The organism is Massilia arenae (assembly GCF_008014745.1).
GTDB lineage: Bacteria > Pseudomonadota > Gammaproteobacteria > Burkholderiales > Burkholderiaceae_D > Telluria > Telluria arenae.
In genome coordinates, this window is sequence record NZ_VPFD01000005.1 from 193,022 (window position 1) to 207,402 (window position 14,381).

The 14,381-nt window shown below is 68.0% G+C and carries 14 protein-coding genes; 9 read left to right on the forward strand and 5 right to left on the reverse strand.

Annotation, left to right across the window (positions count from 1 at the left end):
* Nucleotide 1: 1 nt before the first annotated feature.
* Complete coding sequence (locus tag FVD38_RS07085) at nt 2-622, reverse strand: TetR/AcrR family transcriptional regulator (protein WP_147934163.1); 621 nt, start codon at nt 620-622, stop codon at nt 2-4.
* Nucleotides 623-782: 160 nt separating this feature from the next.
* Here FVD38_RS07085 and FVD38_RS07090 point away from each other — a divergent pair, with 160 nt between their 5' ends.
* The 7 genes from FVD38_RS07090 (at nt 783) to FVD38_RS07120 (ending at nt 10,226) form a co-directional block, all read left to right on the forward strand.
* Nucleotides 783-2,555 carry an ABC transporter ATP-binding protein gene (locus tag FVD38_RS07090; RefSeq protein WP_147934164.1) on the forward strand — a complete coding sequence of 591 codons (1,773 nt, stop codon included), beginning with the start codon at nt 783-785 and terminating at the stop codon, nt 2,553-2,555.
* A complete protein-coding gene (locus FVD38_RS07095; protein WP_147934165.1) occupies nt 2,549-4,294 on the forward strand; it encodes an ABC transporter ATP-binding protein in 1,746 nt (581 codons plus the stop codon). Before FVD38_RS07090 ends, FVD38_RS07095 begins: the two co-directional genes overlap by 7 nt.
* Nucleotides 4,294-5,235, forward strand: coding sequence for an ABC transporter permease (locus FVD38_RS07100; protein WP_147934166.1), 942 nt, complete (start codon nt 4,294-4,296; stop codon nt 5,233-5,235). The genes FVD38_RS07095 and FVD38_RS07100 overlap by 1 nt, the downstream gene beginning before the upstream one ends.
* Entirely contained in the window at nt 5,235-6,179 is a 945-nt protein-coding gene (locus tag FVD38_RS07105; protein ID WP_147934167.1) for an iron chelate uptake ABC transporter family permease subunit, read from the forward strand. The genes FVD38_RS07100 and FVD38_RS07105 overlap by 1 nt, the downstream gene beginning before the upstream one ends.
* Nucleotides 6,176-6,949 carry an iron ABC transporter ATP-binding protein gene (locus tag FVD38_RS07110; protein ID WP_147934168.1) on the forward strand — a complete coding sequence of 258 codons (774 nt, stop codon included), beginning with the start codon at nt 6,176-6,178 and terminating at the stop codon, nt 6,947-6,949. Before FVD38_RS07105 ends, FVD38_RS07110 begins: the two co-directional genes overlap by 4 nt.
* Nucleotides 6,950-7,915, forward strand: a complete 966-nt coding sequence (locus FVD38_RS07115; protein WP_147934169.1) for a siderophore ABC transporter substrate-binding protein — start codon at nt 6,950-6,952, stop codon at nt 7,913-7,915.
* A gap of 97 nt (nt 7,916-8,012) precedes the next feature.
* Nucleotides 8,013-10,226 carry a TonB-dependent receptor gene (locus tag FVD38_RS07120; RefSeq protein WP_147934170.1) on the forward strand — a complete coding sequence of 738 codons (2,214 nt, stop codon included), beginning with the start codon at nt 8,013-8,015 and terminating at the stop codon, nt 10,224-10,226.
* A 70-nt stretch (nt 10,227-10,296) separates the two neighbouring features.
* Here the strand turns inward: FVD38_RS07120 and trhA are convergent, their stop codons facing one another.
* The gene (gene trhA / locus FVD38_RS07125) at nt 10,297-10,911 is read right to left on the reverse strand and encodes a PAQR family membrane homeostasis protein TrhA (protein WP_147934171.1); all 615 of its coding nucleotides are present in this window, start codon (nt 10,909-10,911) and stop codon (nt 10,297-10,299) included.
* Between the two features lie 66 nt (nt 10,912-10,977).
* A complete protein-coding gene (locus FVD38_RS07130) occupies nt 10,978-11,250 on the reverse strand; it encodes a hypothetical protein (protein WP_147934172.1) in 273 nt (90 codons plus the stop codon).
* 40 nt (nt 11,251-11,290) lie between these two features.
* Between FVD38_RS07130 and FVD38_RS07135 the strand changes: the two genes are divergently transcribed.
* On the forward strand, nt 11,291-11,533 hold the full coding sequence (locus FVD38_RS07135; RefSeq protein WP_147934173.1) for a hypothetical protein: 243 nt from the start codon (nt 11,291-11,293) through the stop codon (nt 11,531-11,533).
* A gap of 197 nt (nt 11,534-11,730) precedes the next feature.
* Nucleotides 11,731-11,979 (forward strand): hypothetical protein, encoded by a 249-nt coding sequence (locus tag FVD38_RS07140; RefSeq protein WP_147934174.1) that lies wholly within the window; start codon nt 11,731-11,733, stop codon nt 11,977-11,979.
* Nucleotides 11,980-12,133: 154 nt separating this feature from the next.
* Here FVD38_RS07140 and FVD38_RS07145 read toward each other — a convergent pair whose 3' ends face one another.
* The gene (locus tag FVD38_RS07145) at nt 12,134-13,267 is read right to left on the reverse strand and encodes a PAS domain-containing sensor histidine kinase (RefSeq protein WP_187271500.1); all 1,134 of its coding nucleotides are present in this window, start codon (nt 13,265-13,267) and stop codon (nt 12,134-12,136) included.
* 136 nt (nt 13,268-13,403) lie between these two features.
* On the reverse strand, nt 13,404-14,318 hold the full coding sequence (locus tag FVD38_RS07150; RefSeq protein WP_229493479.1) for an extracellular catalytic domain type 1 short-chain-length polyhydroxyalkanoate depolymerase: 915 nt from the start codon (nt 14,316-14,318) through the stop codon (nt 13,404-13,406).
* Nucleotides 14,319-14,381 lie beyond the last annotated feature (63 nt).

Sequence of the window (14,381 nt, forward strand, 5' to 3'; positions counted from 1 at the left end):
CCTACAAAGCAAGCACTCCGCCTGCCGCCTCGATCCTTGCCAGCACACCGACGATGAGCGCCAGCATGCCCTGCTCCAGTTCGCCTTCCATCTCCGCTTCCTCCGCCGAACGTTCGGCGTCCACTCCAGGCTCCCGCCCCGCAACCGAGTACACGGTGTCCGCCACCGCCATCCCATGGAAGGCCACGGTGGCCAGCGCCCAGCGCGCCTTTTCCCAGGAAATCGCATAAGTCTCCGCGATATGCCGCTGGTGACCGTCGATCTTGGCGATCATCGCGTCGCTCGCCGCCAGCCGCCGGATGACGTAGGGAGTCACGCCCGGGTGTGCCTTGACGAAGTCGCGCACCGACGCGGCAAACCCGCATAGATAGCGCTGCAAGTCTTCTCCGCCCGAGGCCCGCGGAATCTCCCACCGGCTGAAGATCTCGTCCGCGACCAGCCGCTTGAGCTCCTCCAGGCTCGCCACGTGCTTGTAGAGCGCCATATGGCTCACGCCGAGGGCGGCGGCCAGTCCGACGAAAGTAATGTTCGGCAAACCGATCGCGATGCCGGCATCGGCGATGCGGGTCCGCGTGATCGTGGGCGGGCGGCCACGCCCCGGAGAGCGTAGTGGCGAATTCATGGGTTTCCTTCGAAAAGCGATGCTGGCCGACATTCTACCCTGCCGCGAAAACGAATTAGTTTAGGGCTTGAAACTAATTAACCTATTAGTTTATAGTGATGAAAATAATTCTCAGTCTCAATTAGCCTGGCGGGTCCGTCCTGCCCGCATCCCCAGAACCATGACCACCTCATCCCCGGGCGCACCGCGCCAGCGCAGCCCCATCTCCCAGCTGCTGCATCCGATCCGCCGACAACTGGCGCTTGCCGCCGTGCTGGCATTCACCGGCAGCGCGCTCACGCTGGCGCCGCTGGCCGGCATTGCCCACATCGCCGCTGCCATTCTTGCCGACGCCCCCGTGGACGAAGTCTGGCCCACCGTGGTCGCCAGCGTGGCCTGCATGTTCGCCGGCATGGCGCTGGTCTCGGCCGGCGAACTGGCGGCGCACCTGGCCGATAACCGGCTCACCCATCGGCTGCGGCTGGATATCGCGCGGCGCCTGGCCAGGGTGCCGCTGGGCTGGTTCAGCCAGCGCGGATCCGGCGACGTCAAGCAGGCCATGCAGGACGACATCGCCACGCTGCACGGCCTCACGGCCCATTTCTACACCTCGGTAGCGCGCGCCGCCGGCGCCATCCTGGCCGCGGCTATCTACCTTTTCGCACTCGACTGGCGGCTCGCGATCGCCGCCCTGCTGCCCTTCCCCGGTTTCCTGCTGTTCCTGCGCCACGCCATGCGCGCGGGCGGCGCCGGCATGGGCGAGTTCATGACCTGGGCCGGGCGCCTGAACCATGCCACCGTCGAATTCGCCAGCGGCATGCCATTGATAAAGGCTTTCGGCGCCAGCGGACGCGCCCACGGCGCCTACCGCGACGCGGTCGATGGCTTCGCGGCGGCCTTCATCGCCTTCACCCGTCCGCTGGTGGCGGCCATGGCCCATGCCCACGCCCTGATCGCGCCAGTCACCGTACTGGGCGTGGTGCTGGCCAGCGGCGCCCTGTTCGCCGCCCTGGGATGGGTGGCGCCGCTGGACATCCTGCCCTTCGCCCTGGTGGCGCCGGGCATCTGCGCGCCGATGCTGCTGCTGCATACGCTGCTGCACGACCTGGGCAGCGCCAGTGCCGCCGCGCAGCGGGTGCAGGCCCTGCTGGCGACACCGGTGCTGGCGCAGCCTTCTCCGGGATGCGGCCGGCTGCCCGCCGGCCACCGCGTCGTCTTCGACCAGGTCAGCCATGCCCATGACGGGCAGCAGGCGCTGGTGGAAGTCAGCCTGGCGCTCGAGCCGGGAACGGTCACTGCCATCGTCGGCCCGTCCGGCGCCGGCAAGTCGACCCTGGCGCGCCTGTTGCTGCGCTTCTTCGATCCGGACAGCGGCCGCGTCACGCTCGGCGGCGTCGACTTGCGCGAGATCGACAGCGCGCAACTGTACCGGCGCGTCGGTTTCGTGATGCAGGACGTGCGCCTGGTGCATGCCAGCATTCGCGACAATATCGCGCTGGGCCGGCCCGGCGCCAGCGCCGAGGAAATCGAGGACGCGGCGCGCGCCGCCAATATCCACGGGCGCATCCTGGCCCTGCCGCGCGGCTACGACTCGGTGGTCGGCGAGGACGCGCGGCTGTCCGGCGGCGAGCAGCAACGCGTGAGCATCGCCCGCGCCATCCTGCTCGATCCTCACATCCTGGTGCTCGACGAGGCGACGGCGGCGGCCGACGCCGACAATGAGGCGGCGATCCAGGATGCCCTGTCGCGCTTTGCCCGGGGCCGCACCGTGCTCGTGATCGCGCACCGGCTGCACAGCGTCGTGCACGCCGACCGCATCGTCGTGCTCGACGCCGGCACGATCGTCGAACAGGGCCGGCATCAAGACCTGCTGGCGCGCGACAGCCGCTATGCGCGGATGTGGCGCCTGGACCAACTGGCCGACACCCCTGTCGCGCAGGGCGCGCCATGCTGAACAGCCTGTTGCGCCTGCTGGGGGACGATGCCGCTGCGCTGCGCCGCTACCTGCGCCTGGCGCTGGCCTATGGCGTCCTGTGCGGCCTGACCATCGCGGCGCTGGCGCCTGTCGTCATCCGGCTGCTGGCCGGCGACGGCAAGGGCGCCGCTGCCTGGCTCGCGGCGCTGCTCGTGGGCATCGTCGTGTGCTGGATCCTGCGGCGCCAGGTGGAACAGGCCGGCGTGCGCGCGGGCGTCGCGGTCCTGCAGGCTGGCCGCCACCGCCTGGGCCAGCACGTCGCGCGCCTTCCCGTGGGCTGGTTTACGCCGCACAACACCGCCAGCCTCGGCCACGTCGTGACCCAGGGCCTGATGGCGGTGGCCCAGTTGCCGGCGCATGTGTTCACGCCCGTGATCACGGGACTGGCAACGCCCCTGGTGATGGTAGCGGTCCTGTGCTGGCTCGACTTGCCCCTCGGCCTGCTCGCGCTGGCGGCGCTGCCGCTGCTGGGCGCCGTATTCATCCTCACCGGCCGGCTGGCGCGCCGTTCCGGCGCCGCGTTCCAGCACAACTTCGCCGCTGCCAGCGCGCGCGTGGTGGAATTCGCCCAGGCCCAGTCGGTACTGCGCGCCTTCAATGGCGAAGGCAACGGCGAGCGCCTGCTCGAGCAGGCGGTGGAAGAACAGCGCCGCGCCGGCCTGCGCCTGATCTGGCGCTCGGCGCTATCGAGCGTCCTGAACGCATGGGCCGTGCAGGCGGTCTTCGCCGCGCTGCTGATCGCGCTCGCGTGGAGCCTGGGCGGGCGCCCTGGCGCCGCTTCGCCGACGGTGGCCGTCATCGCCGTGCTGCTGCTGGTGCGCTACGTCGATGGCCTGATGGAAGTGTCCGGCTATGCCGACGCGCTGCGTGGCGCGCGGGGCCAGCTCGACGCGGTCGATGCGCTGTTCGCTGCCGAGCCGTTGCCGGAACCGCAAACGCCGCAGGCGCCGCGCGACGCTTCCGTGGAACTGCGCGCGGTGCGTTTCCGGTATGCCGCCGACGCGCCGGAAGTGCTGCGCGGCGTGAGCCTGCGCATCGCGCCAGGCGAAATGACCGCCCTGATCGGCGTCTCCGGCTCGGGCAAGACGACGCTGGCGCGCCTGGTCGCCCGTTTCTTCGACGCCAGCGCGGGCAGCGTGCTGGTCGGCGGCGTGGACGTGCGCGATATGTCGAGCGACATGCTCGGCGCGCAGATCAGCCAGATTTTCCAGGACAATTTCCTGTTCTCCGGAAGCATCGCCGACAATATCCGCATCGGTAAGCCAGGCGCCACCGATGCCGAGGTCGTGGAAGCGGCGCGCGATGCCGGCCTGACCCTGGCCACCCTGCCGCAGGGCCTGGACACCCCGGTCGGCGAAGGCGGCGCGCGCCTGTCCGGCGGCGAGCGCCAGCGCATCGCCATCGCCCGCGCCCTGGTCAAGGATGCGCCGATCATGCTGGTGGATGAGGCGACCGCGGCGCTGGACGCCGGGAACCAGGCCATCGTCGCCGCCACGCTCGCGCGCCTGCGGGGCCGGCGCACCTTGCTGGTGATCGCACACCAGCTTTCCACGGTCGCGCTCGCAGATACCATCGTGGTGCTCGAAGACGGCCAGGTCGTGGAGCATGGCGCCCCCGCCGAACTGCGCGCACGCGACGGACGCTATGCGCGCTTCCTGCGCCAGCGCAGCAGCGCCCTCGGCTGGCGCATCGCCGATGCCGATGGAGCGCGTCCCTGATGCGGATTCCCCTGCTTCTATCCTTCCTGCTGCTGTGCTGCGCGTCGCTGCTGGTCGGCGCCCGGCAGCTCGACTGGTCGCAAGCCTGGACGCTGTCGGGCGACGCCTGGCTGACCCTGAGCGCCAGCCGCCTGCCGCGCATGGCAGCGCTGGTGCTGACCGGCGTGGGCCTGGCGGTGTGCGGCGTGATCCTCCAGCACATCGTGCGCAACCGCTTCGTGGAACCGGCCACCACCGGCGGCCTCGATGCCGCCCGGCTCGGCATCCTGGTGTCGCTGACGCTCGCACCGGGCGCCTCCACCCTCCAGCGCCTGCTGGTCGCGCTCGTGTTCTGCCTGGCGGCAAGCCTGGTATTCGTGGCCTTCATCCGCGCCATCCGGTTCCGCAACACGGTGCTGGTGCCCGTGATCGGGCTGATGTACGGCGGCGTGCTGAGCGCCATCGGCGAATTCTACGGCTACCGGCACAACATCCTGCAAAGCATGCAGGGCTGGCTGCTGGGCGACTTTTCGCGCGTCATCGAGGGTAATTATGAAACCATCTATCTCATCCTGCCGATCGTGGTGCTGGCCTACCTGTTCGCGCGCCGCTTCACCGTGCTCGGCATGGGCGAAGGCATGGCCAGCAGCCTCGGCCTGAACTACCCGGCCATGGTGGCGCTCGGACTGCTGCTGGTGGCCGTCACCGTGGCCGCCACCGTCATCACGGTGGGCGCCATCCCCTTCGTCGGGCTGGTGATCCCCAACCTGGTTGCGCTGCGCCACGGCGACAACCTGGCGCGCACGCTGCCGCTGGTGGCCATGGGCGGCGCCTCGCTGCTGCTGGCCTGCGACATCGTGGGGCGATTGCTGATCCATCCCTACGAGGTGCCGATCGGGCTGACGGCGGGCGGCATCGGCAGCCTGCTGTTCCTGGCCCTGATCGTGCGGAGACAACGCTGATGCGCGCGCTCTCGCGACATGCGCCGTGGCTGGTGCTGCCAGCCCTGGCGCTGGTCTTCCTGTTGCTCGGCTCCGGCTTCGACTTCGGCTACATCATCCCGCGCCGCCTGGCGCGCCTTGCCGCCATCGTCATCGGCGGCGTGTGCGTGGCCTGGTCCTCGATCGTGTTCCAGACCATCACCGGCAACCGGATCCTGACGCCGGCCGTGATGGGCTACGAAGCGGTCTACCTGCTGCTGCAGGCCGCCCTGATCCTGGCTGCGGGAACCCACAGCCTGGCCCTGCTCGGCGCCGGCGGCAATTTTGCACTGTCCATGACGCTCATGCTGGCTTACTCCTGGGCGCTGCACCGCTGGCTGTTTCGCAAGGGCGGCAACGCGGTCCATGGACTGTTGCTGGGCCTGGTCCTGACGATGGTGATCGGCACCTTTACCCAGTTCGTGCAGCTCTGGACCAGCCCGGGCGAATTCTCGCTGCTGCTCGGCTTCGGCCAGGCATCCTTCGACCGCGCTCAGCCCATGCAGCTGGCGCTATCCGGCGTGGTGCTGGCCGTGCTCGCGCTATCGAGCCGCGCCAGCCTGCCCGCGCTCGACGTGCTGGCCCTGGGCCGCGAACAGGCGATGTCGCTGGGCGTGGACGCGCACGCCCTCGTGCGCCGGCAATTCGCGCTGGTCGCGGTGCTGGTGGCGGTGTCGACCAGCCTGCTCGGCCCGACCGCCTTCATGGGTATCTTCGTGGCCAACGCCACCTATGCGGTGACACGAAGCTTTCGCCACCGGCGCACCCTGCCGGCCGCCAGCGCCATCGCCATCGGGCTGTTCCTGCTCGCCCAGATCGCGGTCGAGCACATCTTCAATTACCGGACCACCGTCGGCATCCTGGTGAACCTGGCGTGCGGCGCCTGGTTCCTGGCCCTGATGCTGCGCACACGAGCACACGCATGATCGTCGTCAATCAACTCTCCATGGCCTATGGCGCGCGGCAAGTCCTGCGCGATGTCAGCGCCAGCTTCCCCACCGGCGGCCTGAGTTCGCTCATCGGCCCCAATGGCGCCGGAAAGACCACGCTGCTGATGGCGATCGCCCGGCTGCTGGCGCCGAGCCGGGGCCAGATCCTGCTCGACGGCAGGCCGGTAGCGGACATGCGCATTGGCGACTACGCGCGGCGCGTGGCCACGCTGCGCCAGTCGCCGGGATTCGACCTGCGCCTGACGGTCGACGAACTGGTCGCCTTCGGCCGCTTTCCGCACAGCCGCGGCGCGCTCACATCCGCCGACCGCGAAGCGATCGACGACGCCATCGCCTTCCTGGGGCTGGCGCCGCTGCGCGGGCGCTACCTGGATGACCTGAGCGGGGGCCAGCGGCAGATGGCCTTCCTGGCCATGACCATCGCCCAGCAAACCGATTGCCTGCTGCTCGACGAGCCCCTGAACAACCTCGACATCCGGCATGCGGTGCAGATCATGCGCGCGTTGCGCCGCCTGTGCGACGAACGCTGCCGCACCGTGATCCTGGTGGTCCACGACATCAATTTTGCGGCGGCCTATTCCGACCACATCGTCGCCATGCAAGCCGGGGCGGTCCACTGCGCCGGCTCGGCAGCCGACGTCCTCACCGAAGACCGGCTGCGCGCGCTGTACGGGCTGGACTTCGAGATCACGCAGGGTCCGCGCGGATTCCTGTGCAACTACTTCAATCCACCAGGAGCTTTCTAGATGATTCACACCTGTCGGGCGCTTGCCCTCTCGATGGCGGCAACGCTGTCCCTGCACGGCCCCGCGCATGCGGCGCCGGCCACCGAAAGTGCGCAGGCGCGCGCCTACCAGCCGGTCACCGTGCGCCACGCACTGGGCAGCACGACGATCGACAAGCCGCCGCGGCGCGTGGTCGCGCTGGACATGAACGAGGTCGACTTCCTCGACCAGCTGGGCATTCCGGTCGCCGGCATGCCGAAGGATTTCGTGCCCCGCTTCCTGGCCGGATACCAGCAGGCGGGAGATATCGTGGACACCGGCGCCATCGTCCAGCCGAACCTGGAACGGGTGCACGCGGCGCGGCCCGACCTGATCCTGATCACCTCGCTGCAGGCGAGGCACTACGCTGAACTCAGGCAGATCGCGCCGACCGTCCATTTCGACGTCGACTATAGCAATAGCGAGAAAAAACACGTCGAGGTCATCAAGGACCATCTGTTGACGCTCGGCCGCATCTTCGACAAGGACGAACTGGCCCGCCAGAAAGCCGCCAGCCTGGATGCGAAAGTCCGGCAGGCGCGCCGCGTCACCGACGGCCCTCCCGAGAAGGCGCTCGTGATACTGCACAACAACGGCGCCTTCAGCGCATTCGGCGTGCGCTCGCGCTACGGTTTCGTGTTCGAGGCGCTGGGCGTGCAGCCCGCCAGCACGACGGCCGAGGCCGGGCTGCATGGCCAGCCTGTCTCGAGCGAATTCATCCGGCAGGCCGACCCCGACATCATCTATATCGTCGACCGCACCGCCGTGATGGAGCGCCGGCCGGCGCTGACCGCCGAGACCCTGGGCAATCCGCTGCTGCGGCAAACCAGGGCCTGGCGCAACGGCCGCGTGGTGTTCGCCGATCCGCAGGCCTGGTATGTCACCGCCGCCAGCCCGACTTCGCTGAACATCATCATCGACGACGTGATCTCCGGCTACCGGCGCTGAGCCGCGCCGCGCCGGGCGCCGAACTGCGCCCACGAATGTAAATGCTTCTCATTCCAATAAATAGCACCCCCTCCCTTCCCCCAACCAGGAATCCGATATGAGCACTATCAGCATCACACCCGGCATCACACCCCGCAATCCACACCGCACACGCCAGGACCGCTCCCCGGCGCTCACGCGCATCGCCGCGACGCTGTATGGCATCGGCTTCAGCGCCGCCGCGCTGGCCGCTCCCGCCGCGCCGGCGCCTGCCGCCGAGGACCAGGGCGCAGTACCGATCGTCACCGTGACCGGCGAAGCGCCGGGCACGATCGCCCCCTATGCCGGCGGCCAGGTCGCCTCGGGCGGCCGCGTCGGCTTCCTCGGCGACAAGGACTTCATGGAGACACCGTTCTCCACTGTCGCCTACACCTCGAGCTACATCCAGGACCTGCAGGCGAAGGATCTGACCGACGTCATCGCCAAGACCGATCCCACGGTGTTCAGCAACGGCGTCAGCGGCGCCTGGAGCGAAAACTATTCGATCCGCGGCTTCGCCTCGACCACGACCGACCTGACCGTCGGCGGCCTGGCCGGCATGGCGCCCTACTACCGCACCTCGCCTGAGATGTACGAGCGCATCGAAGTGCAGAAGGGACCCTCGGCGCTGCTGGGCGGCATGCCGCCAGGCGGTTCGGTGGGCGGCGCCATCAACCTGGTTCCCAAGCGCGCCGGCGCCACCCCGCTGACGCGGCTGAGCGCGACCTATCTGTCGGACGCGCAGTTCGGCACCCACGTTGACCTGGGCCGCCGGTTCGGCGAGCGCAAGCAGTTCGGCATCCGCTTCAACGGCGTCTACCGCGATGGCGATGGCCCGGTCGATCGGCAAGAGAGAAGGGCCGGCCTCGCGGCGCTCGGACTGGACTGGCGCGGCGACGGGGTACGCCTGTCCGCCGATCTTTATCACAGCGACGACCGGGTGCAGGGCGTGACCCGCGGCATCGGCCTGGCCGCCGGCGTGGCCGTGCCCCGGCCACCGAAGGCCGATACCCAGCTGAACCCTTCCTGGTCCCATGCCGAGACCCGTGACAAGGGCGTCATGGCGCGCGCCGATGTCGACCTTGGCGCCGACATGATGGCCTATGCGGCCGCCGGCGCCAGCCGCGCCAACTACGAGTACAACGGCGCCATCTCGTCGGCGCTGCTGAACGCGCAGGGCGACTTCCGGACCACCATGGCGCAGCTGAAGATGGACATCCGGAAGACCTCGGCCGAAGTGGGCGTGCGCGGCACGCTGCGCACTGGCGGCGTGAAACACCAGTGGGTGGTCAACGCCACGCAGTACGAGGACAAGCAGCACGACCACGGACGCAGGTCGGTGCCGGGCGCGGACTGGGTGACCAATATCTACAATCCGGTATGGGGTCCGGTGGCGCCGATGGTCTGGCCGCCAACCCTGCACAGCGAAACCCGCCTGTCGAGCGTGGGCTTCGCCAACACCATGTCGTTCGCCGCAGACCGGGTGCAGCTGACCGCCGGCCTGCGCCGCCAGGAAGTACGCACTGACAGTTTCAACGTCACCACCGGGGCGCTAGCCAGCCGCTACGATGCAGGCGCGAATTCGCCGGCTGCAGCGCTGCTGGTCAGGCTCGATCGTCACCTGTCCGTCTACGCCAACTACATCGAAGGCTTGAGCAAGGGCCAGTCGGCGCCGGTAAGCGCCGCCAACGCCGGCGAGCTGTTCCCTCCGTACAAGAGCCGGCAAAAAGAGGCCGGCCTGAAGCTCGACTCAGGCGCCTTCGCCCATACGTTCAGCGTATTCCAGATCGAACGCCCCAGCAGCTATACCGACCCGGCCACGAACGTGTTTTCTTTTGGCGGCGAGCAGCGTAACCGCGGCGCCGAATGGAGCTTCTTCGGCGCCCCGGTGCCTGCGCTACGCCTGATGGGCGGGGTCGCCTGGGTCGACCCGGAAGTCACGCGCTCCGCGCTCGCCGCCAGCGTGGGCAAGCAAGCCACCGGCGTCGCCAAACTGCAGGGCAAGGCCGGCGTGGAATGGGATGTGTCCGCGCTGCCGGGGCTGACACTGACGGGCAACGCGACCTCGGTATCGAAGCAGTACATCAGCGCCGACAACGCCCTGGCGGCGGCCGGTCGCACGACCTTCGATGTGGGTGCGCGCTATGGCGCCGTGGTGGGAGGACGTCGGATGACGCTGCGGGGCACCGTCAGCAACGTCACGAACAAGGCCTATTGGGGCATGCCTTTGCTGTCGAGCCTGGCCTTGGGGGCGCCGCGCACCGTGCAGTTGTCGATGACGGTCGATCTTTGAACGGGTGATGCCGGATCGCTGGCGCGGGCCGATTGCGGGCCGATGGCCGGCCGTGACGACGAGGCCTGCCTCATGCCATATCCAGCACGGCGATGTAATGGCAAGTACTGCCGGCCAGAACGAACAGATGCCAGATCCCGTGACCGTGGCGCACCTTGTGGTCGGTGGCATAAAACACGATACCGGCCGTGTAGCACAAGCCGCCCGCCGCCAGCCAGGCAAAGCCGTCGCGGCCGAGCGCATCCACCAGGGGACCGGTGCAGGCGATGGCGAGCCAGCCCATCACACAATAGATGACGAGTGACAGCACGCGCCGCCGTTCGGCATACAGGAGCTCCTGCGCGATACCGAGCACGGCCAGGGTCCAGACAACGCCGAGCATGGTCCAGCCGATGGCCCCGCGCAGCGCCACCAGCGTGAATGGCGTGTACGTGCCTGCGATCAGCAGGTAGATGGCGCAATGGTCCATCTTGCGCAGTACGTCCTTGCTTGCGCCGCGCAGGCTGTGATACAGGGTAGAGGTCAGGTAGAGCAGCAACAGCGTGACCGCGTAGATGCTGAAGCTGACGACCTTCCAGACATCGCCGCTGCGCGCCGCCACGTGCACCAGCAGCACGCCGCCCACGACCGCGGCCACCGCCCCCACGGCATGGGTGATGCTGTTGAAGCGTTCACCGTGGACCATGCGCCGCCTTTCAGAGGCAAGACCCGGCCTGCGTGCGGACAGCCGCGCACGGCCGGCCAAGGTGCGTCACTCGGGCAAGCGATGCCCGAAAACAGGGATCCCGATGCGCACAATTCGCCGCCGCCATGGCCGGGTCAGCACACGCAGCGCCACCTCCAGCGAAACGTGATGTGTCGCCAGCGCTTCGGCTGCGGATCGGATGCCGAGTGCGCGATGATTGCTCACGATAGCATCGATTAATATGGCACTCAGGCGGTCGATACGGGTATGCATTTGCCAGTCTAGCATTCCGCCGATGAACACAAGTATTATATTTTTTGCCAGACGAAGCGGGTACATGGTTTCGTGCTACTGTGGTTTCCTGACCAAGGAGCATTCGATGCACGCCGAGCCAAAATCGCATTACAAAGGCTATACCATCGTGGCGAATCCGGTCGAAACGATCCGCCGACGCTTCATGGCCATTTTCACGATCTATGAAAGCGAACATGCGACTTTCCCCCTCTGCCATCACCAGGCGACCGGGACCAAGGGCTTCCTGACCGTCGAAGAAGCCGTCAGCAGTTCCTTCGACAATGCGCGCAAGTGGATCGACAATCGCCATATCCCACATATTCATTGAAGCGCCAGCAAGCTTTTGCATGCTCGCAAGGCGGTCCATTCCCGCATCGACAGCGGCATGGCGACCATCGATCGCCACTTTCCCCCATGCCGGCGAAGGTTCCCAGTGCGCTCCCATCGGCACGATGAGCGCGCCCGACCCGCACAATATGCGTCAACATTCGGGCAATCATGCAAAACCGCGCTGACACGAACACCATGGAATTCACCATGCTCGACGAGCCATACCTTGGCTACAGGATCGAGTGGGCAACCACGCCGTCGCAGAATCAGCCCGAGATGTGGCTGGGACACTTCCACGCGTTCAAGGCAGGAGAGCGCACAGTCAGGGGTTCGCTCGTCAATCCACAACGCAGCGCCGCGAACGCGCACCTGAGCGTGATCCGCATTGCAAAAGCCAGGATCGATGCGGTCCTTCTCCGACAGTCTTCTCGCCTGCCCGGCTGAACCAACGCCGGTCGCGACATGTGTTCGCGGGTTCGGGCCTCATCGTGTTTTCTTACAGAATCTTGTGACCGGCAATCCGGGCCTGCGCGCATCGACTGCCGCCAGGCGCCCTGCTGGCCGGCGGGCCGAGGCGGGCCTGGGCGCCAGGTCCGGCTCAGGCAACCGTCGCGTCCAGTACCACCGGCAGCACGAATTTCAGGCGCAAGCCCTGCCCCCGCCCGGCGCTGTCGGCGGACACCGTCCCCCCATGCGCCCGGCTCACGCTGCGCGCGACGGCCAGGCCGAGTCCCGCGCCCGACTCAGCCCGAGCGGGATGGGGGGCGAACTTGCGAAACGGCTGGAACAGCAGGGGTAGTTCGCCTTCCTCGACGCCGATCCCGTGGTCGCTTACCAGCAGCTCGAGAAACACGCCATCGACCGCGACCGCCAGTGAAATCGCGGTGCCATCGTCGGAAAACTGGCTGGCATTGAGCAGGGCGCCGCCGAGCGCCTGCGCCAGCCGCTCGGGATCGCACCACAATATGGCGCCCCGCACCTGCCCCTCCGCTGGAATTCTCAACTTGAGCGTCTGGCCACGTTCGCTCAGGACGCAGCCGACAACGTCGCACGCGTTCTCCAGCACCTCGTCCACGTTCGAGGCGCGCTTGAACACCGGCGTATCACCGGCTTGTTCGATGCGCGAGCCTTCGAGCAGATCGTCGACGAAGCGCGCCAGCTTCCTGGTCTGGCGCGCGATGACGCCGGCCATGCGGTCGATGCCGGGGGCGCCGGGCCGGCGCTGCAGCAGCGTGGCGGCCGCCATGACCGGGGCCAGCGGATTGCGCAATTCATGCGCCAGCACCTGCAGAAAGCCGGCCCGGCTGTCACGCACGAACTTCACCTGGTCTTCGAGCCGCCGCCGCTCGCTGATGTCGGTCAGGGAGCACAATACGCCTGCGCTGGCGCCATCGGCGTCGAGCACCGGCCGTGCATGCATTACCACCCAGCGCCGGCCGCCATCCACAGACTCGGCCAGCAGTTCGGCGGCCGGCTGGGCAAGGCCGGTGCGCGCCGCCAGCGCGGCCGGCGATGCCGGCCTGTCGAGCGCGCTGCCATCGGGGCGGAACAGCGCCTTGAAACCGTCCCAGCGCCCATCCTCGTCCGGATCGGGCCAGGCGCCCCATAGCCGCCTGGCGGAGTTGTTGGCGTACCGTACGGCCCCGTCAGGAGTACAACAGTACGCAGGACAGGCAATCTGCCCGATCAGCAGACCATGGGCATCCAGCGCAGTCTCGCCGCGCCGGTCCATGGCGCGCCGCCTTTCAGGTATTCGTGCCACAGCGGCTCCCGGTTTCATCGTCGTACATCATGATGGACGCTGGCGCCGCGTGCCGGCGTAGGACACGCACGGGCGTGCATGTCATCTGTACCGCCGCCGGGCCCGCTCAGGCATCCATGCTGCCGAAGAAGAAGCGCAGCATCTCCTGGCTGGCGTTCGGTCCGCGGACATCCGTGTAGCTGCCGCGCGCGTCACCGCCCGACCAGGCGTGGCCGGCCCCGTGCACCGTCCATTCCTCGGCCACGATGCCGCCCGTGGGTTCGCGATGCACGTGGCGGGTGAATGCCCGCCCGCCGCTGCTTCCTGTCTCGGCCTCCACGGCGACGCCGGCATCGGCCGCGCGCCGGTGCAGCGCATGGCTGTCGAGAAACTGGCGTATCACGCCGCGGCTGTTCGTGCGATGGACCGTCGCATCGGCATCTCCATGGAAGACGATGACGGGCACTGCGGCATGCGCACTGGGGGCCGGCGGCGCCGGCGGACTGGCGCCGGTGCGCATCGCCAGCAGCGCGCCGGCGTCACTGCCGGCGCTGCCGTGCGCAAGTCCCGAGTGGCAGCCGACGGCACTGAACAGGTCGGGATAGGTACGCCCGAGAATGACTGCCATGGCGCCGCCCGCGGACAGGCCTGCGACCGCGACACGTCCGGCATCGACCGCATGCTCGGCCATGATATGCCGGGTGAGTCCGGCGATCAGTGCCGGCTCGCCTTCGCCGCGCCGGTGATGGGCCCGGTCATACCAGTTCCAGCACTTGTTGCAGTGCGCGCTGCAGGACTGTTCCGGATACAGGACCAGGCAACCGTGCTCTTGGGCGAGCGCATTCATCCCGGTGCCGGCGGCGAAATCGGCGGCATCCTGCCCGCAACCATGCAGCATGACGATCAGCGGCATTGGGCCGCGCTCGCCGCCGGGGATGAACAGGCGGTAGCGCAGCGCATGCTTGCCGTCATCGTGCAATCCGTGGCCGAACCGGCTGCCGGAAAGGCCCTGGGCGGGCGCGCCGGCCCATGGCAGAGCCATCGATGACCAGGCATCGAAGAACGTGTTGAACATGGTTCGTTTTCCCCAATGAGGTGGTAAAAA